Origin of the sequence: Undibacterium sp. TC9W (genome assembly GCF_049339865.1) — a bacterium.
Taxonomy (GTDB): Bacteria; Pseudomonadota; Gammaproteobacteria; order Burkholderiales; family Burkholderiaceae_D; genus Undibacterium.
This window is the reverse complement of sequence record NZ_JBMPPJ010000032.1, coordinates 47,752-67,762: the sequence shown is the minus strand read 5'-3', so window position 1 is coordinate 67,762 and position 20,011 is coordinate 47,752. Positions and strand designations below refer to the sequence as shown.

At 51.3% G+C, this 20,011-nt stretch carries 14 protein-coding genes, 1 other RNA gene and 1 pseudogene; 3 read left to right on the top strand and 13 right to left on the bottom strand.

What is annotated here, in order from left to right:
• Positions 1-125, top strand: a pseudogene (locus tag ACO0LN_RS27880) (IS3 family transposase); the annotation flags it as partial.
• Between the two features lie 297 nt (positions 126-422).
• Here the strand turns inward: ACO0LN_RS27880 and ACO0LN_RS27875 are convergent.
• From ACO0LN_RS27875 to ACO0LN_RS27835, 9 genes are all read right to left on the bottom strand, one after another.
• A complete protein-coding gene (locus ACO0LN_RS27875; protein WP_422979594.1) occupies positions 423-1,010 on the bottom strand; it encodes a hypothetical protein in 588 nt (195 codons plus the stop codon).
• A gap of 100 nt (positions 1,011-1,110) precedes the next feature.
• A complete protein-coding gene (locus ACO0LN_RS27870; protein ID WP_422979592.1) occupies positions 1,111-1,644 on the bottom strand; it encodes a hypothetical protein in 534 nt (177 codons plus the stop codon).
• Positions 1,645-1,657: 13 nt separating this feature from the next.
• A complete protein-coding gene (ybiB, locus tag ACO0LN_RS27865; RefSeq protein ID WP_422979590.1) occupies positions 1,658-2,659 on the bottom strand; it encodes a DNA-binding protein YbiB in 1,002 nt (333 codons plus the stop codon).
• Positions 2,656-3,117 carry an EVE domain-containing protein gene (locus ACO0LN_RS27860; RefSeq protein WP_422979588.1) on the bottom strand — a complete coding sequence of 154 codons (462 nt, stop codon included), beginning with the start codon at positions 3,115-3,117 and terminating at the stop codon, positions 2,656-2,658. Before ACO0LN_RS27860 ends, ybiB begins: the two co-directional genes overlap by 4 nt.
• Before the next feature lie 136 nt (positions 3,118-3,253).
• Positions 3,254-3,434: non-coding RNA, 6S RNA (gene ssrS / locus ACO0LN_RS27855), on the bottom strand.
• 67 nt (positions 3,435-3,501) lie between these two features.
• Entirely contained in the window at positions 3,502-3,813 is a 312-nt protein-coding gene (locus tag ACO0LN_RS27850) for a cell division protein ZapA (protein WP_162044496.1), read from the bottom strand.
• 11 nt (positions 3,814-3,824) lie between these two features.
• Positions 3,825-4,043 carry a DUF904 domain-containing protein gene (locus tag ACO0LN_RS27845; RefSeq protein ID WP_162040413.1) on the bottom strand — a complete coding sequence of 73 codons (219 nt, stop codon included), beginning with the start codon at positions 4,041-4,043 and terminating at the stop codon, positions 3,825-3,827.
• A 117-nt stretch (positions 4,044-4,160) separates the two neighbouring features.
• Positions 4,161-7,484, bottom strand: coding sequence for a UvrD-helicase domain-containing protein (locus ACO0LN_RS27840; protein ID WP_422979586.1), 3,324 nt, complete (start codon positions 7,482-7,484; stop codon positions 4,161-4,163).
• Positions 7,484-10,234, bottom strand: coding sequence for a PD-(D/E)XK nuclease family protein (locus ACO0LN_RS27835; protein WP_422979584.1), 2,751 nt, complete (start codon positions 10,232-10,234; stop codon positions 7,484-7,486). Before ACO0LN_RS27835 ends, ACO0LN_RS27840 begins: the two co-directional genes overlap by 1 nt.
• A 276-nt stretch (positions 10,235-10,510) precedes the next feature.
• Between ACO0LN_RS27835 and trxA the strand changes: the two genes are divergently transcribed.
• Entirely contained in the window at positions 10,511-10,837 is a 327-nt protein-coding gene (trxA, locus tag ACO0LN_RS27830; protein WP_422952738.1) for a thioredoxin TrxA, read from the top strand.
• A 239-nt stretch (positions 10,838-11,076) separates the two neighbouring features.
• Positions 11,077-12,339 carry a transcription termination factor Rho gene (rho, locus tag ACO0LN_RS27825; RefSeq protein ID WP_110257254.1) on the top strand — a complete coding sequence of 421 codons (1,263 nt, stop codon included), beginning with the start codon at positions 11,077-11,079 and terminating at the stop codon, positions 12,337-12,339.
• 169 nt (positions 12,340-12,508) lie between these two features.
• Here the strand turns inward: rho and ACO0LN_RS27820 are convergent, their stop codons facing one another.
• The 4 genes from ACO0LN_RS27820 to ACO0LN_RS27805 all read right to left on the bottom strand — a co-directional run bounded on the left by ACO0LN_RS27820 (position 12,509) and on the right by ACO0LN_RS27805 (position 19,351).
• Entirely contained in the window at positions 12,509-13,093 is a 585-nt protein-coding gene (locus tag ACO0LN_RS27820) for a hypothetical protein (protein ID WP_422979582.1), read from the bottom strand.
• Between the two features lie 223 nt (positions 13,094-13,316).
• The gene (locus ACO0LN_RS27815) at positions 13,317-14,759 is read right to left on the bottom strand and encodes an efflux transporter outer membrane subunit (RefSeq protein ID WP_422979580.1); all 1,443 of its coding nucleotides are present in this window, start codon (positions 14,757-14,759) and stop codon (positions 13,317-13,319) included.
• A 2-nt stretch (positions 14,760-14,761) separates the two neighbouring features.
• The gene (locus ACO0LN_RS27810; RefSeq protein ID WP_422979578.1) at positions 14,762-17,917 is read right to left on the bottom strand and encodes an efflux RND transporter permease subunit; all 3,156 of its coding nucleotides are present in this window, start codon (positions 17,915-17,917) and stop codon (positions 14,762-14,764) included.
• Between the two features lie 72 nt (positions 17,918-17,989).
• On the bottom strand, positions 17,990-19,351 hold the full coding sequence (locus ACO0LN_RS27805) for an efflux RND transporter periplasmic adaptor subunit (protein ID WP_422979576.1): 1,362 nt from the start codon (positions 19,349-19,351) through the stop codon (positions 17,990-17,992).
• Positions 19,352-20,011: the final 660 nt, after the last annotated feature.

The window sequence follows — 20,011 nt, the reverse complement described above, 5'->3', positions numbered from 1 at the left end:
AGGTCGACTTCTCTCTACCGACGGTGCGTGTGATTCGTGTTTTGGACAACATCATAGAATGGCGTGGGAAACCGATGGCGATACGGTGTGACAATGGTCCAGAATTCGTCAGCACCCACTTGATAGCGAATAAAATTGGGGTCAGTTCTAACATTCCAACATTCTTATTCACAAAAATTCAGCATTTCTCAAAGCACCCGGAGACGATAGGCGGCGCGTAATCGTTTGCCGGGTTGAAAATATTGGAATGTTAGAAATGACCCAATTTTTTGGGGCAGATAACGCTGCTCCTTGCCCCTGGCCCTCGTGGGTACTGGGGCAGTGATTCTAGCGCTGGAAGTGACGCTTGACGGTTGAGCTGCGGGCTGGCGCAGCGAATGCCTCAATGGCGAGCACCATTATCATGAGAGCAAGGAAGCGCGTCATCTGATATCAAGCTTTAAACGGTCAACCTGTGCCTGAAACAGCCTAACCGCCGCATCCACTCGCGCACTGTGGCTACGCACACTATCACTTGAAGTGGGCCGCGCATCCTCCACCGCCTGCAGCCACGAAGCGACCAGGTCCTTGATTTTCCCTCTTAGCATGGGGCTATAATCTTCCATGGCAAGCAATTTATCATAGTCACTAACTGTCTCTTGTTTGACCCATTCAACCGTCTTCAGCCTCTCATCCACACCGCCAGGGCTAGACATGAAATTCTTCCAACTCAAGGTCACAATCGACAGACTGACTATACGGCCATTGACAAAGCTCTCAGTCGCCGCCTTGTTGGCTTTTTCGTTGTCCAGTTTTTTTTGGGATAGCCGCGCTGACTCAAGCTTGTCCGGCTCAGCCTTGTCGTCCAACTCTTTCTTTTTTGGGGAATCTATGTCAGCTTGTTTGGCTGAAGCATCGAAACACTTCAAGCGCTCTTTTTGAGACTTGATCGACACACAGTCAGCGGCATAACTCACACCACACGCCAGCACAGCAGCGGAAAAAACCATCGTTAGCACCGAAGCCTTCATTCTCATCCCCATAAAATTTACATTTATTTATATGTATTTGCAAACCGGTCCCGACTTCGTCGTTCAATGCCATGTGCGCGCCTGCACGCTTATATCAGAACTACTCCCGCATCCACTTGAGCATTTTGGGAAAAGCAGGCTTACCTTCTTTCTCTGCACGTACCGCCCCCAGGCTCAGGCCTGCCCATTCCAGAAACGGCAGGCCAATAAAATTACCTGATTCAAAAGTCTCTATCAACCAGCTGGAATCATCCTTGTAACCATTTGGATGAAACACAAAATCCAGTGGCAAATCAAGTTCCCTGGCCACCGCCAGTGACCATAAAATAGCGGCTATCTCTTCGCCTTGTGGTGGCCAGTCCTTGTCTTGCTGATCACTGCCTATGAGTGCACGATTCGCAGATGGTGTCACCGCCAGGTGCCCGGCCTCATGCACCATATCGCCAGGATATTTGAGTTTGCTGTAATCGACATAAATGCAGCCAGGCCCCAGATCAAGGCCGGGCAAAAACGTTGCGTGTTGCAGTTCGCGCTCAATAACCGCGATACCTATCTTGCCAAGAAAATTCAATACCTTATCCAGGCGCGGGTCATCGCGTACACCGGGATTGATTTCTGCGATATCGGTTTCCATCATAAATTCAGCCTTAGCTTTGTTGTCGCAAACGCTGTGCAATGCTGGCGCAATGCTCCACTTGCACAGCAATATTTTCAGGCACGGCAATCTCACCAGCCAGCACTGACCTGATCCATGCCGCAGTTGTATTGGCATCTATGCTGTCAGGTACAGCAGGCACTTCCGCCAGGGGCTCTTGCTGAGCGGGCACCAGGGTAGTGCCCTGCCCGGCGTGAAACCAGTCTATCTGCTGGGCACGGCCTGTGCTGGCAACGGCCTCTCCTTCGGTACCACGCATGAGGAATACATCCCCGGCTTCAACTGGTGCGCAACGGGTGAAATAGTCTTGTAACATCAACAGATATTCAGGATGGGTGTAAGAACTCAGGCGCAAGGCAGGCACGACAAAAGGTTGCAAGAGCTTGACCAGCGTATGGGTGGAGTTGCGCACACCCAGGATACGGCGCAAACTCAGCAAATGCGCCATTGCGGGCGATAAGGCGTCTATCGGCATAAAGGCTGGCTGCTTTTGCTGCATCTGTTCCAGCACTTGTTCCGAGCTGGTCACCAAAGGCAGGCCCAGGGCCTGGAATATCTCAGCCGTGGCGACCCGTCCGGTATCTGTGCTCACACCGTGCACCAGCACAGGTACACCCCGTCGTGCCAGCAACAAGGCCAGCAAAGGCGTCAGATTGGCTTTCTTGCGGGCACCGTTATAAGTTGGTATGACTACCGGGGCATAAGGACTATCTGCAGGTGCTTGCAGCGGCAAAATGTAGGGTTGAGCCGCCTGCAGGAAGCCTGAAATTTCTTCTATGGACTCACCTTTGATGCGCATGGAGAGCAAGATACCGCCCAACTCCAGGTCAGATACCCGTCCAGCCAGCATGGCGGCATATAAAATCGCCGCATCTGACTGCGTCATGCTGCGCGCGCCATCTTTGCCGCGACCTATTTCCTTGATGAATTTGGCCGCGACAAGAGGCTCGACCGACTCTGTCGCAGAATTTGCAGTGAATGGAGAAAATTTCAAACCTGTTCCTTCAACAATTTCTGGATAAAGCGCCACTCATCTGGCTTGACTGGCGTAATCGACAGGCGGCTGCCTTTTTGCAGCACCGTCATATCCGCGAGTTCAGGGTAAGTCCTGAGTTCTGCCAGGCTCAGCAAGCGGGTCTTGCGCTTGGCCTTGACATCGACCATCATCCAGCGCGGGGTTTCCTGGGTCGCTTTGGGATCAAAGTATTTACTGTCTTTTTCAAACTGGGTGTGATCCGGGTAAGCAGTGCTGGCGACTTCGGCCAGACCTGCGATGCCAGGCTCGGGACAACTGGAATGGTAAAACAGCACACCATCGCCGACCTTCATGCCATCGCGCATGAAATTACGCGCCTGGTAATTGCGTACGCCAAACCAGGGAATGCTGGGCAAAGCCAACACATCGTCAATACTGATCTCATCCGGTTCAGACTTCATCAACCAATATGCCATGGTGAACGCCTGCAAAGTCAAAAGGAAATTGTCGCACATTTATCTGGCGACGACACAAACACATGAGCACGATAAACCTCGTGGATAGATCAGGCACAAAAAAACGGCTGTCATAAAAAATGACAGCCGTTCAGAATGAGTCCCCACCGATGCCGCTATGCCGGCATCCTGAACCTGAGCGGTTCAAGTTGGCCACGGTCAATTCAATTTCGGGTTCATCGGACTAGCGACGCTCACACCTATCGAACAATGTTCCACGGCCTATGCACTAAAATGGTTCAAGGAATATATGGCATTGGCGAACACGGCAGGGAACTAAAGTGTACCCTGAAATGCCCGCACATCGCTAGCTATTTTGATTAAATTAAATAATAAGCTCACTGATCAAAATAGTTTTTCTTGTGGAGTCAAAGCCTGATCCATGATGTCATGCATTTCATTGATCTTTTGTTTGACTTCTGCCAGAGACAAGCCAGACAAAGGGCCTTCGGGTGATTTGGTCGCCAATAACTCTGTGGTCATGCTCAATGCTGCCATCACCGCGATCCTGTCTGTTCCCTTGACTTTTGCAGCATCCCGTATGGCAGACATCTTGCCATCAAGGTAGGCAGCAGCTTCGCGCAGGGCACGGTCTTCACCCTCACGGCAACTGAGCTTGTAACTCTGCCCCATGATATTGACATCGACCTGTATCACTTTTACTTCACTCATGCTGCCTCCTTGTCATTCAAGACCTCGGCTGGCAGTTGCGCCAGCAAGGCAGAGACACGGTCATGAGCCTGGTGCATGCGTTGTTGCAAGTCTGTGTTTTGCGTCATCAATGAGGTCACATCATTACGCAGTCTGGCATTTTCGCTGCGCAAGGTGTGCGCCAGCACGACTAGCTGTTTCACTTTTTCAGCGAGCAATTCGAATTCGGAAATCATTATGTCTCAGTTCAAGGGGTATGCAATGCATTCATTAAGATAGCCAATAAGGCAGCCAACAGGGCAGTCAATAATGCGATGTTAATGCGGTCTTTAATTATACGAGTAAATTTTCTCTCAGAGCAGGTCTATCAGGCTGCCATCACTCAAAATAAGTGCAGCATGGACGGTTTTATCAGAAAATACCTGCTTTAAGGCTTGTACATAATCCAGCAACTGCTGGCGATAGCCCGCTTCCTGGCCGGGTAAAAGCTGACGCTTATAATCCAATACCCAAACCTCATGCGAAAAAACCACAACCCTGTCCAGGCGCAATAATTTTTTCTCGACCAGCACATCCATTTCATTGCGCGCATATATATATGTGGCAGGCTCATAAAATTTCTGTAATGCAGAATTACTGAATATACACTCAGCCTGTTTGCGTATGGTCGCCGCCACGGTACTGGAACAAGGCAGCCAGGCTGCAATGGTTTCTGCATCTGGCACCGCAATCGGCCAACTCTTTGCGTTATTGCTCAAACGCTCCATCAGTGTATGCAGAGCTATGCCTTCTAATTGTTCATCACTGCTCACTTCCAGCGCTATCTCTTCAGCAGGCATGGCAGGAGGTTCAAATACCGCTAAACTGAATGACTGATGCTGCTGTATTTCATTTTCAATATTAGCCGCAGCCGGCGATTTTTCTTCCACATGATCGAGATAGCCATACCAACTGGGCGCTAATTGCTTTTTCCCGCTCTGCACACCGCTGAGTATCAATATCTGCTTGGCTCGGGTGATGGCGACATATAAGAGATTCCAGTTTTCTTGCGTGGCCTGGGCTTCTTCCTGTTCAAAAAACCGGTCACGCGCAGCCCCGCGCTGGTCTTTTTTGCCAAAGACAGAAAAATGCCTTTCTTCACCCGCTTGCAAGGGCCACTGGCACAAGACACCTATCCTGTCTTTCATCGACTCGCTGTGATTGGCATCCAGCATGACGACAATCTTTGCTTCCAGCCCCTTGGCACTGTGGATGGTCAATATGCGCACAGCATCAGCCGCACTATCAACCGCAGATTCATCAGGCGCATCACTATCACCACCACGGCGCAAGGCGCTCAGGGCAGCGATAAATTTGGGCAAACTTGGGTAACGCCCGGCATCCAGATTCAAAGCCAGTTCTGTAAAACTATGGATATTGCCCATGACCTGGCTGCGCTGCGCAACTGATGATGCTTGCGCATAGCGTTGCAAGACCTCACCCTGATGCAATATGCGGTCCAGCAAATCATGCACTGGCAAATAATAAGACGCTTCCATCCATTGTTGCAGCAAGCTGGCGGCGCGTTGCAGAACTGGATAAGAGTCATCCTGCTCCGAGGCTAAGTCCAATGCCATGGTTTGCAGGCGCTTCCACCACGTTGCTTCATCGCGCATGGCTAACGCAATAAGATCATCATCACTGGCTGCCACGATGGGGGACTTTAACACATGCGCCAGCGCACGGTTGTCACCTGGCGTCATCAGGAAATTTAATAGTGCGATCAAATCCAGCACTTCCAGCGCATCCAGCAAGCCACCACGGCGGCTGGAAACAAAAGGGATGCCTGCCTCGCGCAAAGCCTTTTCGTAGGCTGACAAATGCGTGCGGCGCTTGACCAGCAGCATCACGTCACTCCAGTGCCAGCTATCTGCACCCTGCGCGGCACCTATGCCCAGCAAGGCTTGTGCGACTTGCTTGCCTTCTTCATAGCGTTGCTGGTTTTCTGCTTCCTCCAGTGGGGTTGTCAGCGGATTGCGCAGAGGAAAACGTGAAGGTGCAGCGTCTTCTTCGCCACCCTCTTCAATATCAATGGGCGCTGCCATGCCTATCAATGGCAAACGCCAGACTGCACCATCTGCATCAGAAGCTGTCGTCTGTGCATGAAACAAAGGGTTGCCATACATGCTGACATTAAGTACATCAACAATCGCGGGTGCATTTCTGCGTGTCTGGTTGGTACGTAAAACCCGTGCCCCCTGCGCTGCCAGCATATTTTGTGCAGCAGTAAATACTCTAGGTTCAGCACGGCGAAAACGGTAGATAGACTGTTTGGGGTCGCCCACCACAAACACACTGGGCTTGGCCCCATCATCCCCATAGGCTTCCAGCCAGGCTTGCACTATGCCCCATTGCAGGGGATTGGTATCCTGGAATTCATCCAGCAAGATATGTTTGTAGCGCGCATCAAGACGGCTATGCAGGTAGGCTGCATATTCTTCATTACTGAGCAGTCTATATGCCTGCCATTCCAGGTCAGCAAAATCAAATACCCGCTGGTCTGACTTCAGGCCTTGGTAGCATTCAAGGTAAGCTGTGCCGACAGCAAACAGGGCCTCATTGACTTGCATCACCAATTTCTCTGCACTGCGTTTTTGCAGTTGATGCAGCGCCTGTACTATCGCTTCGCATTCATCTTCAAAGGCATTGATCTGGTCCATACCAAGGTGTTTTTCTATGGAGGCAATCAACGCCTTTACCTTGACATTATGCGAGCGAATATTGCCCTGACCATTGATAAAGCCATCGCAAATCATGGCAAAGGCATCCAGGCTGGGGCCATCTGTCAGACCCTGTTCTATCTTGCTGGCATTGGTCTGGTTATTCTTTGAACCCTGGCCCAATACCAGGGCCATATGGGCAATACGCTGATATAGCTGAGCGTCTTCCCAGATGCTGAGGCGCGCATCCTGATACAGGTCTGCGCCGCATAAATCACGCAACCAGTCCAATGGGCCACCCAGTTCAATTTGCTGGTTGCTGGCCCACCACTCGGCTCGCTTGTCGAGAAAGGCTTCCAGCATTTCGCGTGCATTGAAGTCACCAATTTCCTGATACAGGAATAGCAGTGCTTCCTTGACGTCAGCATGCTCTTCCTGCGCCAGCATCTGCATGAGCTGGCCGTAGGCTTCTCGTTGTATGTCCCCACTCGCCTCGACAAGCGTAAAGCCATGTGGCACGCCAGATGCCAGCGGTGCCAGTTGTATCAAACGGCCAAACCAGCTATGGAAGGTATCAAGAGAGAGTGACTGCGGGCTGGACAAGACCTTCTCGTACAGGCCACGCGCCAACGGGATGACATTCTGTAAGTCAGCCTCGGCTATGCCGCGCTCAGTCAGCAATTGCCGCACATGGGCGATATCTGCCAGTGCCAGTTCATGCAGCAAATCCATGAGGCGTTCACGCATTTCCTGAGCAGCCTTGCGGGTAAAGGTAATCGCCAATAATTCTGCCGGTTCAGCACCGGCCAGCAAGAGACGCAACATGCGCGACACCAGCAACCAGGTCTTGCCACTACCGGCACAAGCTTCGACAACTACGCTATGACGCGGGTCACAGGCCGTTGCCGTGAAATGTGCATGACTGACAGCCTGGCCATTGACTTCATAAGCCTGTGAGTACTGAGGAGAATCGCTCATCACCATGCCCCCTTGCGGCACAGGCCACGCATTTCACAATACTGGCAATTTGCTTCTACACCATGGGCTGGCAAGCTTGCACCTTTCTGTATAGATGACATGCTGGTTTTAATCGCCAGTGCCAGCTCTGAAACCCAGCGGTCAAAATCATCGGCGGCGACATCGCCAGCCTTGCCCTGACTCAGTTCCAGCGCGACATAACTGCCTGAGCTGACAGGCAAATCCGTCAGCAAGCCATAAAACGGCAGTTGATGATCTTCACCCTCCTTCAGTCTTCTGCGCAAGTCATTCAGATTTTTTGTCTTGTAATCGAGTACCGCCACTTCACCATTCATATTTCTGTCTATGCGGTCTATGCGACCTTTGAGCATGATCTGGCCACCCTGCCATTCCAGCGTCTTTTCATTCTTGATTTCACCCATGTCAAACTGCCAGCCCGCTTCTTCATGCGCCTGCATCCAGGCGACATAAGCAGGGATGACTTTATCCCAGCGCACGCTATAAGCTAGTGCCGCCGGGCTTTTTTGCAAGACGTCAGCAAAAAAATCAGCTGATATGTTACGCAGCAGGGCTTCTTTATCCACGTCTGGCTGAGTAGCCTGTACCACCTTCAACTCTTCATGATAACGCTTGAGGATGGCATGCAACCAGTCACCGTAGTCACGCTTCTCCGGCATATCCGACAACTCATCCAGCGCACTCAAACCCAGCATGCGCCCAGCAAAAAACTGGTAAGGACACACTACCAGGCTGGTATAGGCACTGGCAGATAAAGTTGCGGGCAGCAGCGCAGCCGCAGATGGTGTTGGCATATGCTGGATGCTGGCTTGCATGGTCCTGACTGGCAAATCAAGAGGATGGCTGTCCAGCACACCTTGCTGGGTACGCTCCAGTGTCAGACCCAGTTGCTCCAGCCACGGGCTGACGGGATTATGTTCGCCATTCAGGCTACCCTGCCAGGATAAAACGACGTCCGTATTACTCAGCAAGAGTTCAGCAAAGTCGCGCAATTGCTGTTGCTGGCGCGACTCGCGGGTTTCCAGCCCACATTCTCGCCTGACTGCATTTGCAAAAAACAAAATCTCGCTGGCTTGTGATGGCAGGTGAGAAGCATCCGCACCGACCAGCAGTACCGCATCAAAGGGACGCAGGCGCGCACCATTTAGCGGCAACATGACCACGCGCTTGTCGGTATGTGAGAACACAAATGCCGTGCTCTCCAGCTGCAGATTCATCAGGGCACGCCATTCAGCAAAAGTGAATGGGGTTTTCAAGTCCTGACAGGCAAGCTGCAATTTCTGTAGCAGTTGTATGATTTGCCCACCCGCCGGGTCTGCCTGAAAGGCATTAAACATGGAGAGATCAAAGAACAACTGCAGGCTCAACGCACTCCATTCAGACAGGCTGCGCCTGCCAGTGAAATTGCCCGCCTGCCGAGACATGGACCTGATCCAGCGGCTGGCTGACGCGGTATCCTTGCCAGCATCCAGCGCAGCCAGGACTGATTCCCAGCCACCCAGCACATTCGCGCAGCGCAAGACCAGCTCTATGCGCATGACCATGTCGGCCTTGGCAGCAATGGCATCTTGCTCAGGCTCGTTATTGTCAGTATCTTTCCACAGCAGGTAAGGTGACTTCAAAAAATCCAGCAAAGCCATGGTATCGGCCCGCGTCGTCACCACTTCCAGCCAGGCGGCGATGGCTGCCGCAGCCCGGGTAGTCGATAGCTTCCAGCCGGTTTCATCAGCCACCATGATCTGTGCGCGTTCCAGCAAGGCGCGTATGCGTCGGGAGACGACGCGGTCTTGCGCCACCACGGCCACACTCTGCTTGCCAGCCTGCAGCCAGTTAATGATGGTTTGTGCGCCCTGTACCGCCTCATCTTCCAGCGAAGTGGCGCGGCACAGGCGTATGTGGGATGTCTCTACGTATTCAGTCAGCGCCTGTTGATGCTGGCTGCCAGTGTCCTGCAAACCCGGCCACGCATGGTAATAAGGCTGCGGCAAGGTATGTGCGCGCCAGTCCAGGCTGATTTGCAATACGCTTTGCTTCTTTGCCCAAGCTTGCAAAAATGCATTTTCCATTGGGTTAGGCAAAGTGGGTGCTATCCATAGCAATGGCTCACTGGCCTGCCCAGCAATTTGCAGCAACTGGGCATAACGTTTTACCTGCGGGTCATTGCCATCAAGCTGGCTCTGCCAGACTGACCATACCAGTTGCGTTTCTTCCGACAATAAGGCTTGTGCAGGCGCAGGCAATTGTGCCAGTGCTGCCTGCCAGTCTTTTTCCAGCTTGCTTTTATCCTTGCCTACGTTGGGTAACAAGACAGCGGTTAATTCATCCGACAGCGTCAGCAGAGTCTGCGCCAGCGGCAATAAGTCAGTATTACGCCGTGCACCAAATAATTTCTTTAACCAGGGATGTTGTCGCAATTCCGCATACAGCCCCATGAGTCTTTCGCTGGAATCTCCGCCAATGTTATTTTGCAGCGCAACATCCGGCGCCTGCATTTCCAGCAGGGCAAACAGGGTTTGTATGCGTGGCGGGATAAAGTTACCCTGCAATACAGCCCCCAATGCCCTTAACAGCAGATGGGCGTGCTGATAAGTAGGCACGATCACCCTTACCCCGGAAAAATCCCGCTCTTGCTCGCGCCCCCAGCCCTGCTCCCTGGCGGCGCGCAAAAACGCCTGTGCAGTCTGTTGCCAGAAGAGGGGGCCAGCAGGTATCAGTTGGGGATTATGTAGCATCAAGGATTAATGGTTTTGCCTGTAGAGCAAGTATACTATGCGACGGCTACAGCATTTTGGCTGCATGCATGACACTTTTCTAAAAAATAGGTTATTATCTACCGCATAGCTAACCAAGCCTGACTCATTTTGCTTTAGTCACGGTGCGACACTATTCAACACCATTGAATTTGTGACTATCACCCCCAGATTCAAATCAGAATGCGGCGCGGTTTCAAAATACCGACATTCAGTGGCGCTGTTACCCCTTAATTTTTCCCTCTCGTTGAGGATTCCATGAGCGAAAACATCAAATATGTAAGCGATGCTTCATTCGAAGCAGACGTATTAAACTCTAACGTACCGGTATTGGTCGATTTCTGGGCTGAATGGTGCGGTCCTTGCAAAATGATTGCACCCATACTGGAAGAAGTTGCCAAAGAATATAACGGCAAAATCATCGTAGCCAAGATGGACGTAGATGCCAACCAGGCAATTCCTGCTAAGTTCGGTATCCGTGGCATCCCTACCCTGATCCTGTTCAAGGATGGTAAATCAGCTGCACAAAAAGTAGGCGCATTGGCAAAAGGCCAATTAACCTCTTTCATTGACAGTAATATTTAAGGTATTATTGCGGTCTGAAACTTTAAAGCTGCGAACAACAAGATTGTTTGCAGCTTTAAAATACAGAAACAAGAGACAGCTGCCCCGGTTGATGACCCTCAACTGCTGCATGCAAATTCAGACCTGAATTACATAATATTAAATAAAACGAAACCAAGACAGAATTCTTTCTATCCTGTTTAATCTGTAGTTCCTCTGCTCACTCCCCCACCCCATAATCCCATCCCGGGACACTCACCATGCATCTATCTGAACTAAAGGCCTTACACGTATCCGCTTTATTGGAAATGGCCATAGGACTCGATATCGATAACGCTGCGCGTATGCGCAAGCAGGAATTGATGTTCGCGATCCTCAAAAAACGTGCAAAATCAGGCGAACAAATTTTTGGCGATGGCGCACTTGAAGTATTGCCTGACGGCTTTGGCTTCCTGCGCTCGCCAGATGCCAGTTACATGGCCTCGACTGATGACATCTATATCTCTCCTTCGCAAATCCGCCGTTTCAATCTGCATACTGGCGATTCCATCGAAGGTGAAGTACGTACACCAAAAGACGGTGAACGTTATTTTGCATTGGTGAAGGTGGACAAGGTCAATGGCGAATCGCCAGAAGCCTCCAAGCACCGCATCCTGTTTGAAAATCTGACACCGCTGCACCCGAACAAGGTATTGACCTTGGAACGCGAGATGCGCGGCGAAGAAAATACTACCGGCCGTATCATCGACATGATCGCCCCTATCGGCCGTGGCCAGCGTGGTTTGCTGGTAGCGTCACCAAAATCCGGTAAGTCCGTCATGCTGCAACACGTAGCACACGCGATTACCACCAATCACCCTGACGTTACTTTGATCGTTTTGCTGATCGACGAACGTCCGGAAGAAGTAACCGAGATGCAGCGTTCAGTACGCGGTGAAGTGGTCGCATCGACTTTCGATGAACCAGCTACCCGTCACGTCCAAGTTGCTGAAATGGTGCTGGAAAAAGCCAAGCGCCTGGTTGAAATGAAAAAAGACGTGGTCATCCTGCTGGATTCCATCACCCGTCTGGCACGTGCTTACAACACCGTCATCCCTGCATCCGGCAAGGTATTGACTGGTGGTGTGGATGCCAATGCACTGCAACGTCCAAAACGCTTCTTCGGTGCAGCACGTAATGTAGAAGAAGGCGGCTCACTGACCATCATCGCTACCGCCCTGATCGAAACCGGCAGCCGTATGGATGATGTGATCTATGAAGAATTCAAAGGCACGGGCAATATGGAAGTTCATCTGGAACGCCGCCTTGCTGAAAAACGTGTCTATCCAGCCATCAACCTCAACAAATCAGGCACCCGTCGCGAAGAATTGCTGATCAAGCCGGATCAGTTGCAAAAGATCTGGATCTTGCGCAAATTGCTGTATAGCATGGACGAAATCGAAGCGATGGAGTTCATCCTCGACAAGATGAAGGCCACGAAAAACAACGCAGAGTTCTTTGAAATGATGCGCAGAGGCGGATAAGTCCCCTCCTGTTTTCAGGCTGAAGAGCCGTCACTTTTGTGGCGGCTTTTTTATTGCCTGGAGCCCTGGCAAAAGTCGTAGCAGAAGTCGTAGCAACTGCCCTGGCAAAATAAAAAAAGCTGGCTTCCAGACAGGGAAGCCAGCTTTTTTATACTGCCTGTTTTACAAATTATCCACGTACCTGATCATCTGTTTTTTCTTTGTGGATTTTTTTGGATTGGTGATTCTCAGCGTGCTCAATATTGCGCTGCTCGGCTGCGCCAACATGACCATTTTTTGCCGCAACCGCTTCTTTATGATCGACTCTTGCCTGACCTTTCTCCAGCTTTGCCACTTCATGATTGGTCAATTCGCCAGACTTGATGCCATTCTCCACACGCTGTTGCTGGTTCACATTTCTTTGCACATCAGCCTGCATGCGTTTGCTGGATACTGAATTGGGATTGCCGACCTGGGCATCATGCTTTTCCGCATAAATATCGGCACTGGCCTTATCCTGCATTCTGGCCAATTTGTTTTTTTCTTGCTGACTCAGCTTGCCATCTTTTAAGGCCTTGTGTTCTTCATGGGCGACAGCCGCTTCCTCGCGTTCCAGCTTGCCTGCTTCTTTAGTCGTCAACTGCCCGGTTTTCAAGCCATCTTCTATGCGTGTTTGCTGACTCACATTGCGCTGTACATCGCTGCTGACCGTTTGGGCAAATACAGAGCCTGACAGCAAACCAGCCAATAACAAGGGGATAAATTTCGTTTTCATGATGCAATCCTTATCTGGGGTTATAAGTTACTTGTGCTAGTCACATGCCTATAACGACTCATCAGAAAGTGCCGATGACAGCCAAGCTGTAAGAGAGAGTAACAAGCGTAAGTAGCAAAATGTAACGCCTTGAAGAATCGCAAACCCAAAAAAGCAGCGGGCCAGTCTTGTGACTGGCCCGCTGCTTTTTTAATTTACTTCTTTTACTTTATTTCTTCATGCCTTACTTGCTGGCCAAAACCTCAGGCTTGCTCCAGCCACCACCCACCGCTTTGTAGATGCTGACCACGGCAGACAATTGCGCACGCTTGCTGTCGATCAAGCTTGCCTGCGCCTGGAACAGATCACGCTGTGCATTCAAGACTTCCAGATAGCTGCTATAGCCATTCTTGTAGCGCAAATCTGCAAGGCGTAATGAATCCTTCAAGGCAGTGACCCTGCGTTCGGAAGCCACATTGACTTGCTCATTGGCCGCCGTGTTGTTGAGCGCATCATGCACATCACGGAAAGCGCCCTGCACTGCCTGCACATATTGCGCCAGTGCCTGGTTCTTGCGGGCTTCGGCCCCTTGCACTACCGCACCAATTGCACCGGCTCGGAAAATAGGTTGCGCCAGGCTGCTACCCAGGCTCCACAGTAACGATGCCGGATTGATCAAGTCCTGGAATACGCGGGACTCATAACCAGCCGTCGTCGTCAATTTAACGCTAGGGAAATATTGCGCCTTGGCCTGGCCGATATCTGCATTGGCGGCAACCAGCGCCTGCTCTGCCGACAGGATATCCGGACGGCGGTTCAGCAAATCAGACGGCAAGTCTGCCGGCATGATCAATTGCTGATGCAGACTGTCTATCTCATTGCCACGTGCAATCACAGGTTGAGCGATCGCGCTGGCAGAACGACCCAGCAAGACTGCCAGCGTCGATTCTATGTTTGACAAGGCCTGTTTGGCTTGAGCATAACTGATGTCCGATGCGGCTGCTTCAGATTCAGCTACATGCAAATCAAGTTCGCTGGTTGCACCTGCCTTGAAACGGCGTTGCTGCAAACGCAGATTTTCCTGGCGGGTTTTCAGAGTCGAATCCGCCAGGGCCAGTTGTGCATCGGCTGCGCGCAGGCTGAAATAAGTCTGCGCGACATTTGCATACAGGCTGCTTTGCACCAGACCACGATTGGCTTCCTGCGCCAGCAAACGCGCACGGGCGGCTTCATCGGCACGCGCCAGCTTGCCCCAGAAATCAACTTCATACGAAGCTGTCAAGCTCAGTTGGAAGTCTTTGCTGTACGGGCTGACACCAGTACCCAGCTTGCCAGCATTTTCACTGGTACGGGTACGGGTTGCACCAAGGTTGCCATCAACACTCGGATAGCGGTTCGAATTGGTACCGACCGCAACGGCACGAGCTTCTTCTATACGTGCTGCGGCAAGAACCAGATCCTGGTTATTTTTGCTGGCTTCATCCAGCAAACTATCGAGAACCGGGTCCTGAAAGCTTTTCCACCAGGCGGCATAATCGACTGCTGCCAGTTTGTTTTGCGTGACCACCACACCAGGGCTGGCTGGAGTTTCCAGCGCCGGGCGCTGATAGTCAGGCCCTACCGAGGCACAGCCTGCCAGCATCATGCTGGCAACCAGTACCGTTAATATGAATTTTGTTCCAGACATTATTATTCCTTCACATCTGCTTGAGGCGCATTGTGCAAAATATGGACAGGGTGCTCAAAATCCTGCTCAGTGGTTTTCAAGCGTCTGTCATTGATCAGCTTGAAGAACAAAGGCACGAAGAAGATCGCCAGGAAAGTCGCTGCCAACATACCGCCCAATACACCAGTACCCAGGGATTGACGCGCAGCAGCACCAGCGCCATGCGAGAAAGCCAGTGGTACCACACCCAAAATAAACGCCAGCGAAGTCATCAGAATCGGGCGGAAGCGCAAGCGTGCCGCTTCCAGCGCCGCAGCCACCGGTGCATAACCTTCATTCACTTTCATGACCGCGAATTCCACAATCAGAATCGCATTCTTCGCCGACAAGCCCAACAGCGTCACCAGACCAATCTGGAAATAGACGTCATTGTTAAAGTGACGCAGATAGACCGCCAGCAAGGCACCGAAGATACCGAACGGCATCGCCAGCAAGACCGAGAATGGCAAAGACCATTTTTCATACTGTGCAGCCAGGATCAGGAAAATCATCAGTACACCAGCACCCAGTGCCAGGCCAGCGGCATTGCTGCTGCGTTTTTCCTGGAAGGATGCGCCGCCCCAGTCGTACACGACATCAGCAGGCAAGACATTTTTCGCCGCTCTTTCCATCGCAGCAATCGCCTGACCAGAACTGAAGCCTGGTTTGGCATCGCCGAGCAATTTGATTGATGGCAAGGCATTGAAGCGCTGCACAGAATCAGGACCGGTAATGAACTTGATGGTCGTGAAAGCACGTACGGGTATCATCTGGCCAGTGGCAGAACGCACATACATGCTGCCTATGTCATCTGGCTTGGCGCGGTACTGGCCTTCTGCCTGCAACTGCACGGTGTAGATACGGCCATTCTTGTTGAAGTCGTTGACGTAGTAACTACCCATGGTCGCAGCCAGGGTGTTATACACGTCAGACAAGGCCACCCCCATGGAGCGTGCTTTTTCATTGTCCACATCGACATACAACTGTGGTGAATTGGCTTGCCACAAAGTTTTAACGCCCGCCAGTTCAGGCTGCTTATTGGCTTCAGCAATCAGCAATGGCAACAGTTGCGCCAGACGCTTGACGCCACCTTCACCGGCATTTTGCATATAGAACTCAAAGCCACCCGTCTGACCCAGCCCCTGAATCGCAGGCGGGGCAAAGAACAGAGGCAAACCTTCCTTGATACGGCCGGTCTTCATATAGCTTTCGCCAACCATCTGCTGTGCCGACTGGTTACGTTCTTCCCAAGGCTTCAACGGGAAGAACATGGTTGCAGCAGAAGATTTCAAACCGCCACCACCCAGGAAATCCAGACCAACCAGCGCAAAGGTAGTGTCGATGTTCTTGTTGGTTTTCATGATGGATTCAACCTGACGCACCATCGCATCAGTACGATCCAGCGAAGCACCGTCCGGCATGATGGCCGCACCAATGAAATAACCCTGATCTTCATCTGGAACCAAACCACCAGGCACGTTTTTCCACAACACGCCAGTCAAGGCAACCATGCCCAGCACCAGTGCGATGCCCAGTACGGCACGCTTCATGAAGAAGGTCACGCCATTGGTGTAACGCTTGGTCAGACGCAGGAAAGCTGCATTAAACCAGGTAAAGAAACGGTTATGATTTTCTGAGCCTGGCTTGAGCAAAAGCGCGCACAAAGCTGGTGTCAAAGTCAGGGCAACGATACCGGACAACACCACAGCGATAGAAATCGTGACCGAGAACTGGCGATACAATTCACCCGCCAGACCACCAAGGAAGGCGATAGGGCCGAAAGCCGCTACCAGCACCAGCACAATCGCGATAACCGGGCCAGTCACTTCATGCATGGCCTCAATCGCCGCATCTTTTGGTGTCATGCCTTCTTCGTTGATCAGACGCTCAACGTTTTCCAGCACCACAATCGCATCGTCCACCACAATACCGATCGCCAGCACCATACCGAACAGCGTCAACGTATTGATGCTATAGCCCAGCAAATGCAGACCAGCCATCGTACCAATCAACGATACCGGCACCGCCAGTGTAGGGATAATGGTGGCGCGCCAGCTTTGCAGGAACAGATATACCACGATAAACACCAGCACCATGGCTTCTGCCAGGGTTTTCAACACTTCAGCGATGGATTCCGTCACGAAAGGTGTAGTGTCATAAGGCGTGGCGTATTCCATGCCTTCAGGGAACTTGGCTTTCAGGTCTTTCAGGGTTTGTTCTACTGCTTTACGCGTTTCCAGCGCATTTGCACCGGTCTGCAAGAACACACCGATGTTGGCAGATGGGTGACCATTGACGCGACCGTACAGATTGTAATCCTTGGAACCCAGTTCAACACGTGCGACATCACTGATACGGATGGCAGAACCACCCTTGGCCGACTTGACGATGATATTGGCAAACTCAGACGGTTCCAGCAAACGACCTTTGGCCGTCACTGTCATCGTCAGTTCTTCGGTATTGTTTGGTGGGGCACCTACTTTACCTGCTGCATACTGGGCATTTTGCTCAGTAATCGCGTTCGAGATATCGGCAACCGTCACACCCAGTTGTGCCATGCGATCAGGACGCATCCAGATACGCATCGCATAATCCTTGGCACCGAAAATCTGGATATTGGTGGTACCAGGCACACGCTTCAATGCATCCAGCACATTTTGCGTTGCATAGTTGGACAGATACAGCGCATCGTAACGGTTATCAGGTGAGAACAAGGCAGCTACGACCAGGAAGTTGGACGAGCTCTTGGACACTGTCACACCTTGGCGTCTTACCTCTTGCGGCAGCTTGGCATCAGCCTGACGCACGCGGTTGTTGACGTTAACTGCAGCGATATCCAGATCGGTACCGACTTCAAATGTGACGTTGATCGATACACGCCCGTCAGCAGAAGAAACCGAATCCATATACAGCATGTGTTCCACGCCGTTGATCTGTTCTTCGATAGGACCGGCGACGGTACGTTCAACCACCTCGGCAGACGCGCCTGGATAGACCGCAGTCACATTCACTACCGGCGGAGAAATCTCCGGGTAGCGCGAAATCGGCAGGACGCGCAAGGCGGCCAGACCGGCCAGCACGATGATCAGCGATAAAACTGTCGCGAAGATCGGCCGGTTAATGAAAAATTTTGAGAACATGAATTATTCCTTGTAGCCTTAGCTTTGTTATGCAGCGGATTTTCAGCTTGATACTTTGGCTTAATATAGGGCTTAGTGTTTTGCCTCAGCGCTTGCTGCCGGTGCCGCTGGTGCAGACGCTGCTGCAGATGCACTGGAAGCAGCTGGCTTACCTTCTGCCGCAGGAGCACCTGGTGCGCCCGCTGGAGCCGCCGGTGTATTAGCTGCCTTGGCCGTGATTGCCACTGGCGTTACCGTCATGCCTGGGTCATGTGCCTTGATGAAACCATCCACCAATACGCGGTCGCCACCTTGCAAACCCTTGGTCACTATCCATTCACCGTGTGACCAGCCATCCAGTTCAACCGGCTTTGGTACCAGCTTGTTATCCGGCGAAACCGTGAACACGATTTTGCCCATAGGGCTGTCAATCACCGCACGTTGTGGTATCGCGATAGCTGCGCTACGGGTAGCACCGCTGAGTATCACGCGTACAAACTGGCCAGGGCGCAATGTACCGTCAGCATTAGGGACCTGGGCACGTGCATCAAAACCACCAGTAGCCGGGTTCACTTTTTCGCTGACAAAATTCATCTTGCCTGTCACTGGGGCCATGCTGCCATCAGCCAGTTTCAATTGCACATCAAACGCCATACTACCGTTATTGGTTTTCTTGCCAGGCAAGGCAATCTTGCCCGCGCCTACGTCCTTGCTCAATTTCAGGTAATCCGCTTCTGGTACGCTGAAGTTGACATATACAGGGTCAGTCTGCACGATAGTAGTCAACAGGCTGTCGGCCGAAGTCACCAGGCTACCGTTGGATTTGGCAGCAACGCCAGTCACACCATCAATAGGGGCCACAACACGGGTATAACCCAGATTGAGTTTGGCTTCATTCACCTGTGCCTGTACTTGCTTGTAGCTGGCCTCTGCTGTTTCCAGCGCAGACTTGGCATCATCAAATTCTTTCTGGCTGATGGCTTTTTCTGCTGCCAGTGGTGCCAGACGGGCAAATTCGCGTTTGGACTGGTTCAGCTTGGCTTCTGCTACGCCAGCGGATGCTTCTGCAGACGCCAGTTGCGTGCGGTATGCACCCTGATCGATCTGGAACAAGACCGTGCCGGCCTTGACGCGGGAGCCCTCTTCATACAGACGGTTTTCCAAAATACCGGCTACGCGGGCACGCACTTCTGTTTCGCGTGAACCTGCGGTTTGCGCAGCATATTCAAAATCCATACCCAGGTTGCGTGGCTGTACGGTAACGACATTCACTTCTGGCGGAGGCATCTTGCCTGGACCGCCGGCGTTTGCAGCACCTTTATCGCCACAGGCAGCCAGTACCAGCAAAGGCAGGCTCACAGCAGCGATGCGCAAAGCAGGCAAAGCCTGCGTCATATGGCTGGTAATCGAAGATAGCTTAAATACATTTGTTATTGGTTTTGCAGGGGAGCGCATGGGAGATTCTTTCTTCTAAATGGAAAGGCGGTGTGCTATTATATACATTCACGAATGTTTGTAAATAAAGTTTTTCTACAGCCCTACGGTATTACAGGGATTTTGGCAATACTGAATTTATTCTGTCCTATGAAAACTGCCGCAGGATGCAGCATTTTTTCTAAGGCCTTGTTTCTTATTTAGCTTGACTCATCGTGAGTCGTTTTCAAAATAACAAAATTGCGTCATGCCATAAAAGCGCAAAATTCATCAATACGGCATCCGGTATTAATGACTTATAGCTCCGACAGATTAAAGCCTCATGACAAGCTAATAGTGCGCAATGGTACGAGCGGGCATTGACTAAATGTTTAAGCAAGAAAACAAGTATAAAGCAGGAAAAAAATTTCTGCTTTGCAGCAATTAATTTGATCTGAAGCATTGATCTAAAACAGCTCAGGGTTTGAAAATATGCTTCAGTATCAATCAGTAACAATGCAGGTCTGGCAAATACACAAAAGGTATATATATATATATATATATATATATATATACCTGATCATCAGAGTGAAATAAAAGCAGACAGCTTTTGAACCTTCACTCAAGTGATTACATACATGACGAAGAGACAGCAAAAAAATTGTACGTAGCGATAAAAATTAGCAGCGTACGCAAAGGAAA

Coding starts and splice junctions, on each gene's coding strand:
- ACO0LN_RS27875 (WP_422979594.1), bottom strand. CDS start 1,010: ATGAAGGCTTCGGTGCTAACGATGGTTTTTTCCGCTGCTGTGCTGGCG.
- ACO0LN_RS27870 (WP_422979592.1), bottom strand. CDS start 1,644: ATGGAAACCGATATCGCAGAAATCAATCCCGGTGTACGCGATGACCCG.
- ACO0LN_RS27860 (WP_422979588.1), bottom strand. CDS start 3,117: ATGGCATATTGGTTGATGAAGTCTGAACCGGATGAGATCAGTATTGAC.
- ACO0LN_RS27845 (WP_162040413.1), bottom strand. CDS start 4,043: ATGATTTCCGAATTCGAATTGCTCGCTGAAAAAGTGAAACAGCTAGTC.
- ACO0LN_RS27840 (WP_422979586.1), bottom strand. CDS start 7,484: ATGAGCGATTCTCCTCAGTACTCACAGGCTTATGAAGTCAATGGCCAG.
- ACO0LN_RS27835 (WP_422979584.1), bottom strand. CDS start 10,234: ATGCTACATAATCCCCAACTGATACCTGCTGGCCCCCTCTTCTGGCAA.
- trxA (WP_422952738.1), top strand. CDS start 10,511: ATGAGCGAAAACATCAAATATGTAAGCGATGCTTCATTCGAAGCAGAC.
- rho (WP_110257254.1), top strand. CDS start 11,077: ATGCATCTATCTGAACTAAAGGCCTTACACGTATCCGCTTTATTGGAA.
- ACO0LN_RS27820 (WP_422979582.1), bottom strand. CDS start 13,093: ATGAAAACGAAATTTATCCCCTTGTTATTGGCTGGTTTGCTGTCAGGC.
- ACO0LN_RS27815 (WP_422979580.1), bottom strand. CDS start 14,759: ATGTCTGGAACAAAATTCATATTAACGGTACTGGTTGCCAGCATGATG.
- ACO0LN_RS27810 (WP_422979578.1), bottom strand. CDS start 17,917: ATGTTCTCAAAATTTTTCATTAACCGGCCGATCTTCGCGACAGTTTTA.
- ACO0LN_RS27805 (WP_422979576.1), bottom strand. CDS start 19,351: ATGCGCTCCCCTGCAAAACCAATAACAAATGTATTTAAGCTATCTTCG.